This is a genomic window from Patescibacteria group bacterium, assembly GCA_028707065.1.
Taxonomy (GTDB): domain Bacteria; phylum Patescibacteriota; class Patescibacteriia; order Patescibacteriales; family WJLG01; genus JAQTUZ01.
This window is the reverse complement of sequence record JAQTUZ010000020.1, coordinates 1-20,239: the sequence shown is the minus strand read 5'-3', so window position 1 is coordinate 20,239 and position 20,239 is coordinate 1. Positions and strand designations below refer to the sequence as shown.

At 44.8% G+C, this 20,239-nt stretch carries 21 protein-coding genes; 5 read left to right on the top strand and 16 right to left on the bottom strand.

Annotated features, from left to right (window positions below):
• The 4 genes from PHE24_05915 to PHE24_05900 form a co-directional block, all read left to right on the top strand.
• On the top strand, positions 1 to 587 hold a 587-nt coding region (locus tag PHE24_05915; GenBank protein ID MDD4902640.1), incomplete at its 5' end, for a hypothetical protein.
• Between the two features lie 158 nt (positions 588 to 745).
• Complete coding sequence (locus tag PHE24_05910; GenBank protein MDD4902639.1) at positions 746 to 1,375, top strand: hypothetical protein; 630 nt, start codon at positions 746 to 748, stop codon at positions 1,373 to 1,375.
• A 189-nt stretch (positions 1,376 to 1,564) separates the two neighbouring features.
• Positions 1,565 to 2,014, top strand: a complete 450-nt coding sequence (locus PHE24_05905) for a hypothetical protein (GenBank protein ID MDD4902638.1) — start codon at positions 1,565 to 1,567, stop codon at positions 2,012 to 2,014.
• 154 nt (positions 2,015 to 2,168) lie between these two features.
• A complete protein-coding gene (locus PHE24_05900) occupies positions 2,169 to 3,659 on the top strand; it encodes an excinuclease ABC subunit UvrC (GenBank protein ID MDD4902637.1) in 1,491 nt (496 codons plus the stop codon).
• Between the two features lie 51 nt (positions 3,660 to 3,710).
• Here PHE24_05900 and PHE24_05895 read toward each other — a convergent pair whose 3' ends face one another.
• From PHE24_05895 to PHE24_05820, 16 genes are all read right to left on the bottom strand, one after another.
• Positions 3,711 to 4,397, bottom strand: a complete 687-nt coding sequence (locus PHE24_05895; GenBank protein MDD4902636.1) for a hypothetical protein — start codon at positions 4,395 to 4,397, stop codon at positions 3,711 to 3,713.
• 155 nt (positions 4,398 to 4,552) lie between these two features.
• Positions 4,553 to 5,461, bottom strand: coding sequence for a DUF4340 domain-containing protein (locus PHE24_05890; protein ID MDD4902635.1), 909 nt, complete (start codon positions 5,459 to 5,461; stop codon positions 4,553 to 4,555).
• Between the two features lie 44 nt (positions 5,462 to 5,505).
• Entirely contained in the window at positions 5,506 to 5,862 is a 357-nt protein-coding gene (locus tag PHE24_05885) for a four helix bundle protein (protein ID MDD4902634.1), read from the bottom strand.
• Between the two features lie 65 nt (positions 5,863 to 5,927).
• The gene (locus tag PHE24_05880) at positions 5,928 to 7,505 is read right to left on the bottom strand and encodes a GldG family protein (GenBank protein ID MDD4902633.1); all 1,578 of its coding nucleotides are present in this window, start codon (positions 7,503 to 7,505) and stop codon (positions 5,928 to 5,930) included.
• 110 nt (positions 7,506 to 7,615) lie between these two features.
• A complete protein-coding gene (locus PHE24_05875) occupies positions 7,616 to 8,350 on the bottom strand; it encodes an ABC transporter permease subunit (GenBank protein ID MDD4902632.1) in 735 nt (244 codons plus the stop codon).
• Positions 8,351 to 8,427: 77 nt separating this feature from the next.
• On the bottom strand, positions 8,428 to 9,357 hold the full coding sequence (locus PHE24_05870; protein MDD4902631.1) for an ATP-binding cassette domain-containing protein: 930 nt from the start codon (positions 9,355 to 9,357) through the stop codon (positions 8,428 to 8,430).
• A gap of 292 nt (positions 9,358 to 9,649) precedes the next feature.
• On the bottom strand, positions 9,650 to 10,687 hold the full coding sequence (locus tag PHE24_05865) for a hypothetical protein (protein ID MDD4902630.1): 1,038 nt from the start codon (positions 10,685 to 10,687) through the stop codon (positions 9,650 to 9,652).
• A 191-nt stretch (positions 10,688 to 10,878) separates the two neighbouring features.
• Positions 10,879 to 11,265: an endonuclease domain-containing protein gene (locus PHE24_05860; protein MDD4902629.1), complete on the bottom strand. Its 387-nt coding sequence runs from the start codon at positions 11,263 to 11,265 to the stop codon at positions 10,879 to 10,881.
• Positions 11,266 to 11,345: 80 nt separating this feature from the next.
• Positions 11,346 to 12,446: a molecular chaperone DnaJ gene (gene dnaJ, locus PHE24_05855; GenBank protein ID MDD4902628.1), complete on the bottom strand. Its 1,101-nt coding sequence runs from the start codon at positions 12,444 to 12,446 to the stop codon at positions 11,346 to 11,348.
• Positions 12,447 to 12,517: 71 nt separating this feature from the next.
• On the bottom strand, positions 12,518 to 12,805 hold the full coding sequence (locus tag PHE24_05850) for a DUF3467 domain-containing protein (GenBank protein ID MDD4902627.1): 288 nt from the start codon (positions 12,803 to 12,805) through the stop codon (positions 12,518 to 12,520).
• 117 nt (positions 12,806 to 12,922) lie between these two features.
• Entirely contained in the window at positions 12,923 to 13,303 is a 381-nt protein-coding gene (locus PHE24_05845) for an endonuclease domain-containing protein (GenBank protein MDD4902626.1), read from the bottom strand.
• A 287-nt stretch (positions 13,304 to 13,590) separates the two neighbouring features.
• Entirely contained in the window at positions 13,591 to 14,046 is a 456-nt protein-coding gene (locus PHE24_05840; protein ID MDD4902625.1) for a GNAT family N-acetyltransferase, read from the bottom strand.
• Between the two features lie 274 nt (positions 14,047 to 14,320).
• Positions 14,321 to 16,222 (bottom strand): molecular chaperone DnaK, encoded by a 1,902-nt coding sequence (dnaK, locus tag PHE24_05835; GenBank protein MDD4902624.1) that lies wholly within the window; start codon positions 16,220 to 16,222, stop codon positions 14,321 to 14,323.
• 772 nt (positions 16,223 to 16,994) lie between these two features.
• Positions 16,995 to 17,426 carry an Hsp20/alpha crystallin family protein gene (locus PHE24_05830; GenBank protein MDD4902623.1) on the bottom strand — a complete coding sequence of 144 codons (432 nt, stop codon included), beginning with the start codon at positions 17,424 to 17,426 and terminating at the stop codon, positions 16,995 to 16,997.
• 152 nt (positions 17,427 to 17,578) lie between these two features.
• The gene (locus PHE24_05825; protein MDD4902622.1) at positions 17,579 to 18,097 is read right to left on the bottom strand and encodes a nucleotide exchange factor GrpE; all 519 of its coding nucleotides are present in this window, start codon (positions 18,095 to 18,097) and stop codon (positions 17,579 to 17,581) included.
• Between the two features lie 153 nt (positions 18,098 to 18,250).
• Entirely contained in the window at positions 18,251 to 18,943 is a 693-nt protein-coding gene (locus PHE24_05820) for a hypothetical protein (GenBank protein ID MDD4902621.1), read from the bottom strand.
• Between the two features lie 309 nt (positions 18,944 to 19,252).
• Here PHE24_05820 and PHE24_05815 point away from each other — a divergent pair.
• Positions 19,253 to 20,239: hypothetical protein (locus PHE24_05815; GenBank protein MDD4902620.1), on the top strand; the 987-nt coding region annotated here is incomplete at its 3' end.

Sequence of the window (20,239 nt, the reverse complement as noted above, 5' to 3'; positions counted from 1 at the left end):
TGTCGACAGGAATGCTGGCAATGCTGCTCTTCGGGGTGCCAGGAGCTCCATATTACTTTTTCGCGTGCAGTCCGCATCCTGAAGTTTTCTTGCTGGAAGCGATTCTGTTGTTTATCGCCGCTCTGCTTTCCGGCCTAGGCTGGCAGATGGGCGACAAGAAAGGCTATCGCTTGATACTTGCCGCCTATACGGCAGCTGTTTTAGCGGCAACCTTTTCGCCCTGTCTTTTATCCAGCAGGGGTCTTGCCTTTTTTTTCGTGAACCACGGAAATCTTATCCAATACGGCGTGTTCCTTGTTTGCGCGTACATGTTTATTCACTACTGTTTTTTGGCGCCAGGAGTTTTGGTGCTGGATATAGTGGCGCCAAACTATAGCGAAGGAGAAAAAGAAGCGGTTCTATTTCCGGCTACGGTCATCGTGATAATGTTAATTGCAATTAACCAATCGCCAATGACCGCAACGGCCATGATCGTTTTACCGGCCGCAATGCTCGTGATTTTTTTCACTCCCAAGCTCTTGAAAATCGGCGTGGCTGAAAATCGAGAGGACCTTGAAAGACGCACGGCGCTCGGGCCCTGCCTCTAAGAAAACTCGGGCAGAAAACTGCCAAAAGCCATTCGGTAATACTCGAATGGCTTTTTTATTTTCAAGTTTTTTTAGCATTATTGACAAAAGAGACAATTTTTGGCAATATCCAGAATATCGTTCCGTACAATCAAAAAATAACTAAAGGAGGTTCTCGCGTGAAAACAAAACTGTTTCTCGCTGCCGCAGTCCCATTCATAGCATTATTTATCGCCAGTCGATTCATCGCCCTCGATCTTACCATCCGGATGCTCGGCATGCTGATTGCTGCTGAAATATTATCCGCAATAATCTTCTTTGCCGGCAAACTTTGCCGCTTGAGCGAAGAAGATCTGATCAGAAGGGAAGTCGCCGAATTAAGCGCGTTGGCTCTGGCGGCCATAATGTTCTTTTTGTCTTTCGGCGCAATGGTATTTTTCCGGATTGCCGATAGCGCTTTCTTTTCCGCCCACAAAAATATCCTTATATTTTTAACCGGCGTCGCATCTATCGCGCTGGCGGGATATTCGGGCTTGATAGCTCTGATGCCAATACGCGGCAAATGGGCGAACATCAGGCACACGACATTTCTATTATTGGGATCTGCTTTGTGCTTCATAATTTTTCTTTCCGCCTACACCAATCTTTGGCCGATCGGGATAGCCGTCTGGGCAATCGAAGTGGTGATATTCTCTTATTCCTTCCGCCGGATTTCGGCCGAAGAGAAGGATGAAATCGCTGCCGAAAAAACAGCAGGTGGCCACGAAAGACAGGTCAATGTCGAATTCCATTGCACCGGCAGAGAATAATCTGCCCAAAGCTATTCAATAATACTGGATGGCTTTTTTATTTAACTAATCTTAAAAAACCTAACTCTGGCGATATTGACAAAAAAGAAATTATATAATATATTCACAGCATTCGATCAAGACGTACTTTGATCAATTTAAAAAAATTTCTGTTTCTACGAACAATTTCACCTTCTTCAAAGGAGCCGTATGCGTAAGCTTTCCTGGTCGTTGCTGGCCGTACTGTCCATCGCCTTTCTGTCCTCATTCGTCTTTGCCAAAGACGAAGCCCTGCCTTTTAAAGTAGCCTATCTGGCAAAAGTCAGCGATGACTACGGGATCCAGGTTGCCGTCTATGCCAAAAGTAAAATGGCGGACTTTACCACTGTCTGCGATACGCTTCGGAAAGATGGCTACCGGCCGCTGTCTCCTGACCAGCAGAACGGAATGGACACTATCATTTCGATGCTTTGGATTGCCAAGGTTTCGATTGGCTGTCAAAAAGGCAACTCCAATGAGGCGCTGGTGGCGTGGATCACAAAAACTCCCGACGGAAAAATCATCAACAGTTCCCCCATTAAGATCAGCGGAGCGCAACAAATAATCCAAAATTTGCGCCAAAACACGGAAAAGGTCTTGGCAAAAACAAAAACAAAGTGATAACTTGTCCTCTTTGAAGACAAAAAGCCGATTCCCTGTAATCGGCTTTTTAATTTGATTGAATTTTAAAAATTGATTTTTTATGCTATAAAGCCTAATATTTAATCATCTAAACCACCCCCAAACCCCTCCTTAAAAAGGAGGGGGGAAAATTATGAATTTGGAAAAGGTAAAAAAATTGAATATTCCCACCGGGCCGGGTTCTTATCAATATTATGATCAGAGCGGCAAAATCATCTATATCGGCAAGGCCGCGAACTTAAGAGCGCGGGTGCTTTCCTATTGGCACGAGAGCGCCGAACATACTCCGGCTAAAGAGCTGATGGTAAAAAAAATCGCCAAGATAAAATGGGTCGAAACCGACACGGAAATCGAGGCGTTATTATTAGAAGCGAATTTAGTGAAGAAATATCAGCCGCGATACAATATCGATCTTAAGGATGACAAACGGCACTCTTATATTAAGATTTCTCTTGAAGACCAGTGGCCAAGAGTTTTTTTAACGCGCGAAATCGCCAAACAGGGAAAATATTTCGGGCCATTCTTAAGCGCCGAATCAGTCAAAGAAGTTTTGAAGATCATCCGCTACATCTGGCCATTCCGCTCCTGCGCGACCATGCCGAAACGCGCTTGCTTATATTATCGCATCGGCAAATGCCCGGGGATGTGCGAATTTAAAGTATCACGCGAAGAGTACTTAAAAAATATCGGGGAAATTGAAAAATTTTTAGCCGGAAAGAAAAAGGAGGTAGAAAAGAATTTGGAATTTGGAATTTGGAATTTGGAAAGAGAAAAAAGAAGTGGAGAGGAAGAAAATAAACTAAATATTTTAAAATATCGCCTCTTTAATTTAAAAAAGGTTTTGGAAAATTCTCGCATTTTGACTGTCGGGGAAAAATATGCCGCCGACGTGATCGAATTGGCGAAAACTTTAAAATTACCAAAAATCCCGCAAAGAATCGAAGGCTATGATATTTCCAATATTTTTGGGCGTGAAGCGGTCGGCTCGATGGTGGTTTTTGCCGCCGGCGAACCGGATAAGAATGAATACCGGAAGTTTACCATCCGCGGAAATGCCGATCAAAACACACCCCGTCCGCGCGGCGCGGCCACCCCTCTTAATAGAGGGGACTTCGCAACGAAACAATTTATTCCCCTCTTGCCTGCCCCGCAAAGCGAAGCGATGCGTGGGAGAGGGGTGCCGAGCCCGGCGAGGCGGGGTGTGTTAAAGTCTGATGATACTGCCATGCTGAAAGAAGTTTTGGAACGGAGGTTCCACAATCGACCCACGCCAGAAAATGGCGGGGCAGGTTGGCCTCTGCCAGATTTAATAATCATTGACGGCGGCAAAGGCCAGCTCAACGCCGGCCTGGCTATTTTAAAAAAAATACAAGGTGAATTGCGAAGCAAGAGAGGGTGCCCTGGGGCAAAACTTGATATTCCAATCATCGCCATTTCCAAAGGCGAGGGCTTGCGCTCGGCGCATGCGCCGGACAAAATATTTTTTCCCGGCATGAAAACCCCGCTCGTTTTGCCGCTTGCCTCCCCCTCGCTGCATATCATCAAGCGCGTCCGCGACGAAGCGCATCGCTTTGCCATCGGCTTCCACCGGCAAAGAAGATCAGCCAATTGGTTAAAAAAATAAATGCGTTTTCTCAAAAGAAAAAACGCATTTTTGCTTGACACGAAGAAAAGATTATAGATTCATTTCTCCGTAATTGACCATTTGGCCGGATTCGGGGTCATAGACTCGATACTTGTAAACTCCGCCCGCGCTTCGAAGGGCAGGATAATTGCCTCTTAGAATCAGCAATGGCCATTGATCCAGTCGTTGATTGCTGCGGGTGCAGATATGGACAGCGTCGATGCCAGTTGAATCGATCAGCTTGCCGTCGAAAAAAGCTCCGCGATACGCTGGCGTCAAATACATCGTTTGAAACTGCCCTCTGATCACTTCGATATCAAAGAAATTAACTTTATCGCTGCCTAACGCGTAAATATGACGCACTTCGATTCCGACGCCGCTCGCTGACTTTTCTTGATACAACGTGTCAAAGGTATCGCCCGGACCGGGATGAAATCCCCCATGCCGATAACAGACGGTGAGATCGGTCAAACCGCCGTTGGCATTCGTATCTCTCACAAAAACCGTTAACTTCAGTTGATCAAGCCGCCCGGGACTTCTGGCATACCAAGCGTCACTGAAGTTTGCCACCTCACCCACCCGATTCGAATCGAGTTTAAATAAGGAATCAACCGCGGCGAACGACTGCGGCCAACCCGCCGGAAAAGAAGAAGCCACCGGCGCCATGGAGTTATTCGGCGCGCAATCGAACAGCAAAAACAACGCGACAACTGCTGGGGCACAAGCCATCTTTTTCATAGATACTTCCCTTCTTTAAATTGTTGATAGAGCTAACAAAAAAATTTAAAACTAATTAATTGTATAGCAAAAATATCAGCTTTTGTCAATGGGTAACAAAAAAACAGCCCGAAGATTGGAACTGTTTTTTTTATTTTTGGTTTATTACTTTTTAGTTACTTCAAATCAGTTATCTTTTTATCCAAGGCGTCGCGGTCGGTTTTGGAAATTAAATAGATATTATCGTTGGCCGCTGTTTTGGCATAGCATAAATTATCCTTGGTGCAATCGCCGATCATCAGCGTATTGTCAAAACCTTCGCCGGTAACTTGCACGATGATAGTGTGCTTTTCCAAACCGGTTCCCGAGAAAGTTTGCGCGGGAATTTTCACCGCAGTCAGATTTTGCAAGACGCTTAACACCGCGTTGATTTTATCGTCGCTAACGTCAAATTTTTTCGGCTGGATGCCGGCCCATTTATTATTAATCTTCTCGACGGTAAATTGCCGGCTGGGATATTGAAAGCGAATCTTGCCGCTGCGCTCTTTGAGAAAAGAAAAGATCGCGGGGTCGCGCCAATCGTCGCGGCCGAAAATACTGTTTAAATCCAAGGCGATCTCGAAAGTTTTGCCGAAATCCGGCTGCGCGATATAGGTTCCGGCGTAATCAGAGGTGGCCTTGCCGACGACAAAATTAAAAGTCGTTCCGCCTTGTTTGATCTCAACCTTGATGCCCTGGTCATCCGTGCCGAAGGAACTTTTTTTATCCGCGTTGGCGCTGACGGTTTCGATCGGCAGAATGCCGATTTCATTTAATACCGAATTCAAGGCTCCGACAGCGGTTTTGTCCGCCGCAAAATTTTTCACGCCATTGATCGCCCAGCTATCGCCGCTTTTATCCAATTCGGTTTTCTGGCCATTCTTATCGATAATTATCTGGTCGATCTTCGCCAAGAAAACGGCGGCCAAAAAATTCTTCTCCCGGCTTTCGGTTTTTTTCCAATCCTGCAACGGTCCGCTCCAAATCCAAGCGAACGCGACCAGCGCGATTAAAATTCCTCCTAAAATCAAATTCTTCTTAGACATAAGTATAGAGCAGAGAACATGGATCAAAGAGCAAGAACACCATGTTAAGTGCCGGGATTAATTGTTGTGTATAACATTGCGCCAATTTCGTCGGCAATTGCCGATAATCTTTTAAATTCTTCATCTGTTAAATATTTTTCCCGATGCGCAAAATATAAAAGATATTGGCTTTCTTTTAAAGATCCGTAGGATATTCTGGCAAAATTAACGAAGGTTTTACAATCATCGCCGGTTCTTCTGGCAAATCCTTCGATATAATTCAAAATTACCGATAAAGCCGCTCGACGCAGCTGAGAAGTTAATCCGTAAATTTCATCTCTGGGAAAATTTTTGGAAACTCGATAAACTCCTCTGGCATATTCATCCATTTTATTTTTTAATATATCGCTATATTTCTCCATCCCCCCTTTTAAAATTAATAAAAAATTATAAACTGTTCTATGTTCGATGTTCTTTGCTCTTTATTCTAAGCACCTTGTTTTTTATTCCTCCGCCGCATGAAATATCTGGCTAGCCCGAATATCAGAACCAATGCCGTTACGCCGAAAATATTCAAATAACGGATGGTTTCTTTGGCGGTTTTGTCCGGCAAAGTTATCGGCCGTTCCGTCGCCGTCTTAGCGCGGATATTGATCAGGTCAGAATCCAAAGACAAGCCATCGACCAAATTCTGGAAAAAAATCATATTATCCGAACCGTTGCCGGTAAACATATCAGTGGCAAAATCACTGTCGCCCGCCAGCACAATTCTCGCTTTATCGGTCGTGTTCGCCCCGAAGGCGCTGGTCAATTTTCCCGAAACATAAACCGCCAGGTTATACTGGCCGGCCTGGCCGCTGATCTTTTCGACCGCTTGCGGATCAAGCACAAAATTATCTGTTTCAGCCAGAGTGTCGCTGGTGGATTTAGCCAGATAAACGATATTTTCTCCGTCTTTCGGCGTCACCTCGATGCTGGAAACCCAGGGGAAAATTATGCTTTGCAAATTAGCCACGATCACATTGGACTTGTCCATGTTGTTCGGCAAAACTTTCGGCCAAAGCGGATAATTGATCATGTAGGTCATGGAGTAAGCGCCGCTCGCCGAAGAAAAAGACGCGCGGCCGTTGGCTGAAGCGTCAGCGATCAAATTATTATTAAGTTTTAAGCCATAGGCGGATAATAATTTATCCAGCCCCAAGTCATTCTTGGTCGCGCCCATGCCTTTGGCCACATTCACGCCATCGACCAAAAGGATCAGCGATTTGCCCTTCATCACAAACGCGTCGATCTTTTTCAATTCATCGTCGGTGAATTTATCTTTGGGACCGACGATCAAAAGCGAGCTAAGATCATCAGTGATCTTATCCTTGGCGAGATCGATATTTTTAACCTGGTAGAGCTCGGAGAGTTTGGCGTAAGCTTGCGTCATCAGGGTGTCGCCCGAGTTCGGGTCGCCGGTGGTCGGCACGGTTTTATTGCTCGTCACGATGCCGATGACCGGCAGATTTTTTCCGGATAATTTCTTGATATCAGAAGTGAGCTGATATTCCAAATTCGAAGTATCGCTTACCACCGGGATCACTTCGGTTTTATCGCCGTATTGGATGGTGATCCCCAGATAACCATTGACCACCTGATAGGAATCGTTGCGCAAGACATTGAATTGCAAGGTGGGAATTCCCTTGGCCGCCAATTCGGTTTCCGCGTTTTTCAAAGTAGCCGGATCGATCATTTGCACTTTTATCTTTCCGTTGGAATAGCTGGCATACTCGGCTAACATATCGCTAACCTCCTGTCGCAAATTTAAATATTGCGCCGGCAAATTACGGCTGAAATAAGCCTTAATATTAGCAACATCGGGCAGGGTTGCGGCAGTTTTTTTACTCGCGGCTGACAGGGAATAATCGCCGTTGGCGGTCAGATCGGCGCGGAAATGGATCTGGCTGAAAATAAAATTCACCACCAAAAGCAAACCGATGATGATCACGACGGTGACAAAATTATCACCGCGTTTTGACAATTTCCACGTCTTAATTTTCTTGATTATGTCTGAAAATTTCATATGTTTTAAATCATTGATGCTATATTGCTACATTGCTACATTGTTACGCAACGAATTTATTTATTTCGTAGCGCAACAATTTGACAATTTAGCAATGTGACAATTTTATATTATCTCCAGGCCCGCTTCTGAATAACCTGTACGTTGAGCCAAAGGAATAAGAAAATAAAGGCTAAGTAATAAACAATATCTTGCGAATCGATGACGCCGCGGGCGATGCTGTCAAAATGCGTGCCCAGTCCCAAGAAAGCGAAGAGCGGAGCGATGGCGGCCGGCGCGGCCATCAAGACAAATCCGGAACCGATGACCAGCGCGCCAAAACAAGCGACCAGGCCAAGGACAAAAGCGATGATCTGATTGCGGGTAAGCGACGACATAAAAAGGCCAAGCGACAAATAAGCTCCGGCTAAAAAGATCGAGCCCAAATAACTGCCGACCATCGGACCAAAATCCATGCGGCCCAAAAAGGAAATGGTAACCGGAAGACTAAAAGTCAAAGCCAGGGCGATCATCATAAACACCAGCGCGCCCAAAAATTTGGCCAAAACCGCCTGCCAGGTGGTGATCGGCAAAGTCAATAAAAATTCGATCGTGCCGGATTTTTTTTCTTCCGCCCAAAGCCGCATCGTTACCGCCGGCGAGAGAAACAAGAAAATCCAGGGCAAGAGCGCGAAATATTCGCGCATGGTCGCCTGCTGATAAATGAAAAAATTCTGGAAGAAAAGCCAATTGCCGGCCACCAAAAACACCGCGATAAATATGTAGGCGATGGGGGAATTAAAATAACTCATCAATTCCTTCTTAAACAATGTCCAAATAACTTTTAAGTAATCTTTCTTGGTCATATGATCTTAATTACAAATTACAAATGACAAATTAAAAATTTTAACTATCTTGTAATTTGTAATTTTTAATTTGTAATTCACTTCGTCAGTTCCCGGAACACATCTTCGAGCGACGCTTTGGTCTGGGAAATTTCCAGAATTTCAAACCCGCCCTTGATGACGGCGCGGCTCAAATCGGCCCGCACATCGGCTCCGTCCATCGTTTCGATCTCATATCCGGCCAGCTCTCCCTCTTCCTGATCCTTGATTGTCGCCTTAGCTACGCCAGCCACTTTCGCCATTGTTTTCAAAACTTTAGCCTGATCGCCCTTGATCTTGGCATAAACCAATTCTTTGGTCTTGGCTCGCTTTAATAATTCGGCCGGACTGCCCTCGCCGACTATTTTTCCATTGTTAATGATGATGACGCGATCGCAAACCGCGCTCACCTCGCCCAAAATATGCGTGGAAAAGATCACGGTTTTTTCCTTGCCGATATTTTTGATCAACTCGCGGATTTCGCTGATCTGATTCGGATCCAAACCGGTCGTCGGCTCGTCCAAAATCAAAACATCGGGATTGCCCATGATCGCCTGAGCCAATCCGACGCGCTGCCGGTAGCCCTTGGACAATTCATCGATCGGTTTTCGTAAGACGCCGGTAACGCCGCAAGAGACAGCCACCTCGCTGATCCGAGCTTTTAATTTTTCACCGGAAAGTCCGCGCATGGCGGCGACGAATTTCAAATACTCGCTCACCTTCATCTCTTCATAAAGCGGCACGGTTTCCGGCAGATAGCCGATCTTGGCCCTCGTTTTTATCGAATCGTTGACCGCATCAATGCCGTCGATCATTATGCTTCCGGAAGTCGGCCGCCAATAAGAAGTGATGATCTTCATCGTCGAAGTCTTGCCCGCGCCGTTGGGCCCCAAAAAGCCGAGAATTTCCCCGGTCTTAACCGTGAAACTGATGTCATTCAAAATTTGATTTTCACCGATCTTCTTGGTGAGATTTTTAATTTCAATCATAAAAACGATGGTTGAATTTTAGTAAATTGCTCTGATTTATATATACGATTGACGGGGTGAAAACGTGACAGAATCAGAGAGCAAAGAGCAAAGAACATTGAACAAGGCAAGATAAATTCCTTTAAGTTCAGCGAATTTGTTCCTGCTTTTTGTTCCCTGTTCTCTGTTCTCTGCTCTATGTTCGGAATTTTATCAAACAAAAAAGGCCGGCGTCAATCTTGCCGAGCTGGCCGAAAAATGTCGTGATATTTTAATCCTCCACCGCTAAACGCACCTCCAAACGTCTCGAGATTTATTTCTTTTCCATTAACTCCGTGTTATTCACTCCCAAAATAAAATATGGGTTTTGAGAATTTTTTCTTTGCATGACCACCCAATAAGGTTTATTCAAAATAAAATTTTTGGGCTTTACCGGATTTGGATTATACGCGGCCCCCAACGTCAACCCGATGGCTCCCTCATTTTCAACCCTGGCTCCCCTTTCATCCATATTAAATTTGATATTTTCAAACATCATGGCGATATAATAATTCTCAAAACCCTTATTAGCTAAGTATTTATTGATCAGCTCGTTATAATCCCGCTGATCATCAAGTTGCAATTTTGGGGCTTCAAAACTATCGGCATCATCTATAGTGGCAAGATTACCCTGATTATCCCGATTAATTTCTTTAACTACAGTTTGCGGATCACTCATGTCATATCCTTTGGCCAAGATCAATTGGTCGCTCTTATCTTTAAGCTGCAAACTGACGATGAATTTATCATCATTTTCATACTTAACGATCTTCACGTTGCCTCGCTCTGCCCCGCCACGAGCATAAAATCCCGCCACCTTTTGTCCGTTGAAGGAGACGTCTTTCTTGTCAAAAACGGTTTGATATTCCACTTGTTTCAAAAAATATGCATAAGAGATGATCCCGGTCGGATCCAATTTTATTTGCAGATCGCCAAAACTTTTATCAGGAAATTTCGCCTTTGATTCCTTGTTAATAGCATCGACTGTTTCTTGCCCATAACCGCTTTTTATATAATAACTTGCTTCATCCAGATCGTCTTTAGTAATAGCCGGATTATTGAATTTATCCACCATCCCCAAGGCAACTTTATCGGTAGTTTTGAGTTGCAATTTCTCGTGTAAAATATTGTCATTCAATTCATTCCAAGCCAAATTCATCGCCCCGCCCCAAACATAATTTCCCTTATAATCACTACCAAGATAATTTCCGCTGCGGAAGCTTTGAAATTTATTGAAAAGTTGCGGCATAGTACAGCCAGCCAGCAGCAATAGCGCCACAATGACCGGCGCAAAAAATAATAATTTTTTCATAAATATTGGATTAATTATCTTACTATTATTATACATTTCCCCCAATTTTTACGCAATTTAAAAATCCCCTCTTGGGGGGATCTTTAAATTCCCAGCTCTTTTAGCGCTTCTTTCTGTTTCTTGTTCAAATTCTTCGGCGTAAAGTCCCCTCTTGAGAGGGGTGGCCGGAGCGAAGCGGAGGCCGGGGTGTGTTATTTATTTTTCTCAATACAATCTTTTATCTCTTCAACCACCGCCCAGCAATTATTTTTAACATTGCTATCCGTAAACCGCAAAAGTCTAATTCCCAATTTTTCCAACTCTTTCTGTCTAATTTCATCTTCAACTTCTTTGTCCCCATGAGTACAGCCGTCGATTTCGATCGCTAGCCGCAGTTCCGGACAGAAAAAGTCAACAATATAATTTCCAATCGGCTTTTGCCGGTGAAAATCATAACCTTGAATTTGACCACCTTGCAAATATTTCCAAAGCAATACTTCCGAGAGCGTGCCGTTTTTCCTTAAATTACTCGCCAACTGCTTTAATGCGGGGTTATATCTTATTACAATTTTTCTTTTTTGTTTTTCCCCTCCTTCCATATATAAAATATTTTTCTTTAAATAATCTTTCACACACCCCGTCTCGCGCGGCGCGAGCCACCCCTCTCAAGAGGGGACTTTTAAACTCCCAACTCTTTCAGCGCTTCTTTTTGTTTCTTGTTTAAATTTTTCGGCGTCTTGATGATTACCGTAACCAGATGATCGCCTTTATTGCGCCCATCGAGATGCGGTACGCCTTTGGCGCGCAATTTGAAAACCGTGCCCGATTGCGTGCCTTCGGGAATTTTCAATTCCACTTTGCCGTGAACTGTCTCGATCTCGACTTTGTCGCCGAGAGCCGCTTGCGCGAAATTTATTTCTTTTTTAGATAAAATATCATAGCCGTCGCGCTCGAATTTTTCGCTCGGCCGGACGCGGATGTCTAAATATAAATCTCCGGCCGCCATTCCTTTTTCTCCGGCTTCGCCAAAACCGGCCAGACGAATTCGGCCGCCGTCGTCCACGCCGGCAGGAATCTTAACTTTGAATTTTGCCGTATCATAAACCGTGCCTGAACCATGGCAAGCTTCGCATTTTTTGCTCACGGTTTTTCCTTCGCCCTGGCAATTCGGACAAGTGGTCTCGGTCTGGATCGAACCTAAAATAGTTTGTTGCAGACGGCGCACGCGGCCATGGCCTTTGCAAGTCGTGCATTCCTCGATTTTCGCGCCCGGCTCGGCGCCGGTACCGCCGCACTTCGGGCAAATTATTTTCTTTTTCAAAGTCACTTCTTTTTCCGTACCAAAAATCGCCTCATTAAAATCAATAGTCATTGCCGCTTCAATATCCTGACCGCGCTGCGGCCCGCGCCGGCGCGAACGGGAAGAACCACCGCCGAAACCAAAGATGTCACCCAAGCCGCCGAACATCTCGCCCAGATCGCCCAGGTCATCCATATTGATATTCATTCCGCCATTTTGAAAACCGCCGAATCCGCCAAAACCTTGCCCGCCGCCGAAACCGCCGGCATTATTAAAATTCGCGCCGAACTGATCGAATTGTTTTCGTTTTTCCGCGTTACCCAAAACCTGATAAGCCTCATTGATCTCTTTGAACTTATCGTCCTTGCCGGCGTTCTTGTCCGGATGATACTGGTGCGCCAATTTCAAAAACGCCCGCTTTATTTCATCAGCAGTTGCGGTTTTTTCCACGCCTAATACTTTATAATAATCTTTACTCATGAAGCACGTAACACATAACACGTAACAATTTCTGTTATGTGTTTTGTGATTTGTGATTTGTGTTATGTGATTTAGGCTTTGAATCCGATCTCCTTATTCAATTCTTCCGCTTCTTTGATCATTCCGAATTTGGTTTCGTATTCTTTCAGCGCTTTTTCCATCACCGCGATCATCCGCTTAAAATGCCCGGGGTTGGAAATTATTTTCGCGACCACCCTTCCCGCATTGCCGACCAGATTGAAAAACGGCAAAGTGAACTCATCTTTATTAAAGACGACCTGCATCGCATTGCTGTACTCTCCTCCGGGAATATTATCGGCGATCTTGATTTCCATCGGCTTGACTTGATTTGGTTCCATAGAATAAAAAATTATGAATTATAAATTATAAATTTTTGATTAACAAAACCAATTACTTCGTTGCGAAGTCCCCTCTATCAAGAGGGGTGGCTCCGCCCCTGGCGGAGACGGGGTGTGTTATCTGTTTTTCTCAATCCAATTTTTTATTTCCTCAACCACTGCCCAGCAGTTATTTTTGACGTTGCTATCCGTAAACCGTAAAAATCTGATTCCTAATTTTTCCAATTCTTTCTGGCGATTTTCATCCTCAACTTCTTTGTAGCCATGCGAGCAGCCGTCAATTTCGATCGCCAGCCGCAATTCGTCACAGAAAAAATCAATTATATAATTTCCAATCGGCTTTTGCCGGTGAAAATCATAACCCTGAATTTTTCCGCCCCTCAACTCTTTCCATAATATAACTTCGGCCAGGGTTCCATTCTTCCTTAAATTACTGGCTAACTGTTTCAGTTTCGGATTATATCTTATGACTATTTTTTGTTTTTCCCCTCCTTGCATATTTTAATTTTTTTCTATAAACCAACTTTCACACACCCCGTCAGTCCGCGGCGGACTGCCACCCCTCTCCAGAGGGGACTTTTTTCCGCCAGTCCTTTCGTCGCGAAGTCCCCTCTTGCCTGCCCCGCAAAGCGAAGCGATGCGCGGGAGAGGGGTGCCGAGCCCCTGGCGAGGCGGGGTGTGTTATCCCCTTTTTAGAAGGGACTCGCAACAAACTCACAGACAATATCCTTCTTAATTAGAGTACGGAGAGCATACATGATCAATTATAAATTATAAATGATAAATTATTTATTTTGTTTTAAACGAGTCATGACTATCCGCGGCTCGCCATCGCCAAAATAATTATCTTTCCTTTCTCCGATGATAAAGCCGAAGGAAAGGTAAAGTTTTACTGCCGGAATATTGTCCGGATGGGTAACCAAATGTATTTTTTTATCTTCTCCGATTATTTCCAAAACCTGCTTTATCGCTTCGCGAGCGATGCCTTTGCCCTGAAAATCCGGAGACACGACCAGCCCGCTAAAATAAGCCGTATCATCATCTTCCATTTTATATTCGATACTGCCAACAATTGAATCACCAGCTTTTATTAAATAAACAATATTATTCTCTATTTCTTTTTTCACCTCATCTTTTTCAATTATCGCCGAATATGTTTTCAGGTGCGCGACGCTTTTTTCCAAAGACAAAAAAATATCAACATCACTTAAAGTAGCTCTTTTGAGATTAATATTTTCCATAATTTTAATTTCCTTAACAAACCAACTTTTGCCAGCTGGCAAAAGTTGGTTTAGAAGAAAACTATTTATTTTTGTCATCCCTCCTTTTTTTGTCATCCTGAGCGCCGCGCGAAGGATCTATTTTGTAGGAACAACAAACTTATTCAATTAAAATTTCTTTATGAGAAACTAACAGCTGCTCGGAAAATAGATCCTTCGTCGTCCCGCAGGGCGGAACTCCTCAGGATGACAAAGATAAAGGCGTTACGCGTTATGAGTTATGCGTTACGCGATTTTACTTCTTCTCCTGATATTCCCCCTCGACCGGCCCTTGCTCGTCTTTCTTGCCGGCATCAGCGCCAGGGGCGCCGGCACCGGGTTGACCGCCAGCGGCGGATTGCGATTGGTACATCTTCGCGCCGATCGATTGCGCGAGCTGGTTCATCGCTTCTAATTTTTTCTTGATCAATTCAGTATCCTCGCCATCTTTTATCTTCTTCAAATCCTCAATATTATCAGTCAAAGCCTTAACATCTTCTGGCGACATTTTTGCGCCCATATCTTTGATTAATTTTTCGGTCTGGAAGATCACGCCTTCAGCCTGATTCTTGAGATCAATGCTTTCTTTCTTCTTCTTATCTTCTTCAGCATGCAGCTCGGCTTCTTTCTTCATCTTCTCCACCTCTTCTTTAGATAAGCCGGAAGAAGCGGTGATGGTGATTTTTTGCTGCTTATTGGAAGCTTTGTCGGTCGCGGAAACATTCAAGATGCCGTTGGCATCGATATCGAATTTAACTTCGACTTGCGGAACGCCTCTAGGCGCCGGTGGGATGCCGTCGAGCATAAATCTGCCCAAAGTCTTATTATCGGAAGCCATCGGACGTTCGCCCTGGAGAATATGGATCTCCACGGAAGTCTGGCCATCAGCCGCGGTCGAGAAGACCTGGGATTTTTGCGTCGGGATGGTGGTGTTGCGTTCGATCAGTGGGGTGGACACGCCGCCCAAAGTCTCGATGCCCAAAGTCAAAGGCGTAACATCAAGCAACAAGATATCTTTCACTTCGCCTTTCAAGACGCCGCCCTGCACGCCAGCGCCGGCCGCCACGACCTCGTCCGGGTTGACCGACATATTCGGCTCTTTCTTAAAGAAATCTTTGACCAATTTCTGCACCATCGGCATTCTGGTCTGGCCGCCGACCAAGACGACTTCTTCCAGATCTTCAACTTTCATTCCGGCATCAGCGAGCGCTTTTTTGCACGGCTCGATCGTCTTTTGCACCAGATCGCCGACCAATTCTTCAAGTTTCGCGCGAGTCATCTTCTTCACCAAATGCTTCGGGCCTTCAGCGCCGACAGTGATGAAGGGCTGATTGATCTCGGTTTCCATCGCGGACGACAATTCAATCTTGGCTTTTTCGGCCGCTTCCTTAATTCTTTGCAAAGCCAGAGGGTCTTTCGACAAGTCAACGCCGTTTTCTTTTCTGAATTCTTCCAAAATCCAATTGATGATGCGCTGATCAAAATCCGCGCCCCCGAGATGCGTATCGCCGTTGGTGGCTTTTACCATCACGCTGTCGCTGGAAACATCCAGAATGGAAACATCGAAAGTTCCGCCGCCCAGATCGTAAACGACAATCTGCTGGCCGACTTTTTTATCCAAACCGTAAGCCAAAGCGGCCGAGGTCGGTTCATTGATAATTCTTTTTACATCCAAACCGGCGATCTGACCGGCATCCTTAGTGGCTTGTCTCTGTGAATCGTTAAAATAAGCCGGCACAGTAATGATCGCTTCGGTGATGGTTTCGCCCAAGCGAGCTTCGGCATCGGCTTTTAATTTTGCTAAAATTTTGGCGGAAATTTCCTGCGGAGTATATTCTTTGCCGGAAATCATGATCTTCACGCCTTCGCCGGCCTGAACGATCTTAAATGGCATATTCTTCAAGTCGCGCTGAACTTCGGCGTCATTGAAATGACGGCCGATCAAACGCTTAACTTCAAAAATCGTATTCTCCGGATTGGTGACGGCTTGTCTTTTAGCCGATGCACCAACCAGCCATTCGCCGGATTTGGAAATCGCGACGATGGACGGCGTGGTTCTCATGCCCTCCGAATTTTCCAAAATCTTCGGCGCGCCTCCCTCGACGATCGCCATCGCGGAATTAGTGGTTCCTAAATCGATACCTAAAATTTTTGACATAATATTTTTGTAGCCGGGGACTAGTAGTTGGTAGCTGGATATTTATCCCAACTTACCGCTCATCAGTCTCCTTATTTATAATTTATAATTAATAATTTTTAATTTAATTAATGGCGATCAAAAAGCTGACATTGACTTCCATCCCGAACGGTAGTGTAATTATAAGATAATCTCGTTCTCAATCCCCACAAAGGAGCTGCCATGAAGCCAAACGCAAGAATGCCCGCGTATATTTGGATCTTGCTGCTCATTATTATCGCAATCTTTGTCATCCTCAACGCCCCAGGCACAATGACAGCCACCGGAGATCTGCTATGGGTCAACTGGCGCTTTCATTGAATCGCCCGGCATCTTCAAGCGCCCGAGACACTTTTCAAAAAGTCTTGGGCGTTTTCTTTTGGTGAAATTTAAGGAACAATCTTTTTCCCCGCCCTTACACACCCCGTCCGCGCGGCGCGGCCACCCCTCTCGAGAGGGGACTTTTTAACAAATAAACTTCCTTGTGGCGCGCATTGGAAAATTTCCGTAATCACGCAGCGTAGAAACCGTGCAAAATTGCGTTGTTCGAAGCCCCTCACCATTTCTGTTATCAAACAGAAATGGTGAGGGGCAAGTATAGCAATTTTGCTAGGTTTCATAGCGGAGTGATAGGAAATTTGTCCCTGCGCGCATTTTTTTGCGCCACTTTTTTTAAAAAAAGTGGCAAAATATTGTCGGGAATAGACCCACCCCGCCTCGCCGGGCTCGGCACCCCTCCCAAGAGGGGAATTCTTTACTTCTTTTCAATTTTAATCGTCTTTGGCGCGGATTCTGCTCTTTTCGGGATAGAAATTTTCAGGATGCCGGATTCGGAAATGGCTGAGGCTTTGTCGCCGTCGACATGAGCCGGCAGAGGGATCGAGCGGAAGAATGAGCCGCGGCGAATCTCTTTGCGATAATATTCTTTATCTTCCACCTCACTTTTCTTTTCGCTTTCGCCTTTGATCGTCAAAACGTCATTTTCAATGGCGATGGAAACTTTTTCCGGATCAGTGCCGGCCAATTGCGTCTCGACGATCAGATTATCCTTATCTTCATACATATCGATCGCGGGAACGAATCCGGCTGAATCCGTGCGCCGCACCATGGGCACGAATTCGGAAAACATCTTGTCCGTATCTTCAAAACCGTCGAAGAACGGAGACCATTTGATTAAGTTAGACATAGATTTAATATCCAATAATCAATAACCAATATTTTAAAAAATAAATAAATATTTTAATAATCAAAATTTGCTCAACAGGCGTTTTAGATATTTAATTATTAAAATATTTTTTTAAGTATTGGATATTTAATATTGGTTATTTATTTTTTTCATTATTCTAAAACAACTCTAGCAGCACGTATAACTTTGCCGTTTAATTTATAACCCGCCATTATCTCTTTTAAAACCTTTTCGCCCTGGCCTTCAACTGCTTCCATAGTATTGGAATCAAATTTCTCGCCAGTAGTTTTGATTTCATCGACACCGTTAACTGATAACAGATCTTTAAATTGTTTAATGGTCATTTCCACGCCCTTAACCCAGGCACTGCCTTTTTCATTTTCCGGCAGCGAGCTGATGGATAATTTCAAATGATCATAGACCATCAAAAATTCGGCAATGATTTCCTGATTGGCATAGCGGACAAAATCTTCTTTCTCGGCGGCCTGCCGCTTAACCAAATTCTGCTGTTCGGCCAGCGCGCGCAAATATTTATCATTGGCGTCTTTCAGCTCGGTTTCCAAGCGCAGGATTTTTTCGTCGGCGGATTCAACTGCAGCTTCTTCCAAGGCTTCGTTATTTATTTCTTTATCCCCCGCGGCTTTAGCGGAGGAGGATTTTTCGTCAGGCATATTATTGTTTTGTCATCCCGAGCGCGTCGCGAGGGATCTATTTTGCAGGAACTACGGACTTCTTCGACAAAAATTTTTAAAGTCATTATACGAACTTCCCGCATAATAGATCCTTCACTCCGCTACGCTCCGTTCAGGATGACAAAAGTATTTTTACTTTTTTAACTTATTCAATATATATTCAACCAGCGACAGATTCCGTTCATAATCCATCCGCATCGGGCCGAGAATTCCGAATAGGCCGGATTGATTGCCGCGCTTGTATTTGGCAAGTATCGCGCCGCAGAAATTGCCGAAAGGATTTTCTTCGCCGATCATAATTTGCGCCTCCAAACCGGTCTTTTCAAAAATATTATCAATGATCTCGTCCATCCGATCGATCACCGAGGAAACGTTATAGACCAAGCCCGAGTTGACGAATTCCGGCTGCTGGAAAAGATTGGATAGCCCGGTGTAATACAAATTGTTTTTATGGAACGCCCAGAACACGGCCGAATCGGTTAAACCGGCCAAAGTCTTGGCCGTGTCGCGCATCGAGTCTTCATCCGTATCGCCCAAAGCCAGATCGATTTCGCGCAAATCCTTATCTCTGATTTTTTTGACTTTCTTTTTATCAATGACTTCGGACAAATATAATCTATAAGCGGCTTCGGTCGGCACCCGGCCCGCCGAAGTATGCGGCTGGCGGATGAATCCCTCTTCTTCCAATTCGGCCATGATATTCCGGACGGTCGCCGAAGAACAATCGAGTTTATATTTCTCCACCAAATTCGAAGACCCGACGGGAGCGCCCGTCGCGATATGTTCTTTGATAATAGCAGCTAGGATTTGTTTTTTTCGGTCCATAGATATTCTTTTTTTCGACGCTTTTATTGTAATACTAATCTACGAATACATACTAATATAACGAATTCTTTTCTAATTGTTTAAATTTGTTATTTAATATTCGTGTGATTAGTATGTATTCGTATTTATTAGTATTACATTTTAGTATTACAATTTAGTATTGCATTTTCATTTTACTTCAATTAGCACTCGGGTGTCAAGAGTGCTAAAAAACTACTTGTCCCCTCTTGACTAAAAGATTGATTTATGACAAGCTTTAGCTGTTCAATAATAATTGCTTGTTTTTTCAAACTTAAGAAAGGAGTCTGTATGGATGGAAAAATATTAACCGGTTCCCTGGGCGGCCTTCCTATCAGGGGCGGCCTTGTCAATGTTGGCTCGGGCGACGTTTCTCACGCTTTCGGCGCTGTCGCCGGTTTGGCCAAAGGCTTATTCAAAGTCGGCGGCGGATTGGCGCTTGGCGCGGCCTGCCTGGCGCTTTTGCTGGGAGGAATCTCATTGAGTGGCGAAGAAAACGAAAAAAAGGAAAGAAAGAATAAAGCCGAGGATTTCAAAAGACGGCTTCGCGAAATGCTGTCGATCGATATTTTGTCACTGGTTAAAACCGAAGGGCAAATGTTTTACGGCATTTGCGCCGCCGAAAATCTGGATTTTTCTTGCGAGGGTGAAGCGATCTCGGTGCCGACGCAAATGATAAAATTGATTACGCGCACTGAAATCGACCGATTGCACTTCAATGTTGTCACCTTATTCGACAACTCCTCTTACGTTATCGACGAACCTCACGGTAAGAATGGCTCGACCCCGACGCTGAATTTTTGGACGGTAAGCGGACAACGTAAAATCAAAATCGCCGAAAATCTCCATTTTGTTCAAGGCGCGATGCCCGACGACAAAACCGAGCTGACTCAAAATTTGAACGCCTTCTTGAGCCAGCAAAAGGAAAATATTGTTTCCCTGATCGGCGTAGAAGGATTGCGAAAAATTATTGACGAGTGCGGCATCGACCCGATAAGGCTGTTATTAGCCGATCCGGGTGCAAATGAAAAGAAACCGGAGCAGGCCTGTGGCGGGACCAAACTGGATGGTGCCATTCCCGATGATCTCCAGGCGGATCTCCAGAATCTCCAGGCGGATCTCCAGAATCTCCAGGCGGATCTCCGGGCATCGAATGAACGCGTCAAAAGCAGAACTCAAGCGCTGAATGTCTATATTTCCGGTGATTTCCAGGCGGCGATTGAACGCCACATAAACGCCTCCAAGGCGCTAAATGCCCATGCTTCGGGGATAATAAAT

Coding starts and splice junctions, on each gene's coding strand:
- PHE24_05885 (MDD4902634.1), bottom strand. CDS start 5,862: ATGGAGAAATATAGCGATATATTAAAAAATAAAATGGATGAATATGCC.
- PHE24_05825 (MDD4902622.1), bottom strand. CDS start 18,097: ATGCCTGACGAAAAATCCTCCTCCGCTAAAGCCGCGGGGGATAAAGAA.
- PHE24_05845 (MDD4902626.1), bottom strand. CDS start 13,303: ATGCAAGGAGGGGAAAAACAAAAAATAGTCATAAGATATAATCCGAAA.
- PHE24_05840 (MDD4902625.1), bottom strand. CDS start 14,046: ATGGAAAATATTAATCTCAAAAGAGCTACTTTAAGTGATGTTGATATT.
- PHE24_05860 (MDD4902629.1), bottom strand. CDS start 11,265: ATGGAAGGAGGGGAAAAACAAAAAAGAAAAATTGTAATAAGATATAAC.
- PHE24_05875 (MDD4902632.1), bottom strand. CDS start 8,350: ATGACCAAGAAAGATTACTTAAAAGTTATTTGGACATTGTTTAAGAAG.
- PHE24_05890 (MDD4902635.1), bottom strand. CDS start 5,461: ATGTCTAAGAAGAATTTGATTTTAGGAGGAATTTTAATCGCGCTGGTC.
- PHE24_05850 (MDD4902627.1), bottom strand. CDS start 12,805: ATGGAACCAAATCAAGTCAAGCCGATGGAAATCAAGATCGCCGATAAT.
- PHE24_05905 (MDD4902638.1), top strand. CDS start 1,565: ATGCGTAAGCTTTCCTGGTCGTTGCTGGCCGTACTGTCCATCGCCTTT.
- PHE24_05880 (MDD4902633.1), bottom strand. CDS start 7,505: ATGAAATTTTCAGACATAATCAAGAAAATTAAGACGTGGAAATTGTCA.
- PHE24_05870 (MDD4902631.1), bottom strand. CDS start 9,357: ATGATTGAAATTAAAAATCTCACCAAGAAGATCGGTGAAAATCAAATT.
- PHE24_05830 (MDD4902623.1), bottom strand. CDS start 17,426: ATGTCTAACTTAATCAAATGGTCTCCGTTCTTCGACGGTTTTGAAGAT.
- PHE24_05895 (MDD4902636.1), bottom strand. CDS start 4,397: ATGAAAAAGATGGCTTGTGCCCCAGCAGTTGTCGCGTTGTTTTTGCTG.
- PHE24_05865 (MDD4902630.1), bottom strand. CDS start 10,687: ATGAAAAAATTATTATTTTTTGCGCCGGTCATTGTGGCGCTATTGCTG.
- PHE24_05900 (MDD4902637.1), top strand. CDS start 2,169: ATGAATTTGGAAAAGGTAAAAAAATTGAATATTCCCACCGGGCCGGGT.
- PHE24_05820 (MDD4902621.1), bottom strand. CDS start 18,943: ATGGACCGAAAAAAACAAATCCTAGCTGCTATTATCAAAGAACATATC.
- dnaJ (MDD4902628.1), bottom strand. CDS start 12,446: ATGAGTAAAGATTATTATAAAGTATTAGGCGTGGAAAAAACCGCAACT.
- dnaK (MDD4902624.1), bottom strand. CDS start 16,222: ATGTCAAAAATTTTAGGTATCGATTTAGGAACCACTAATTCCGCGATG.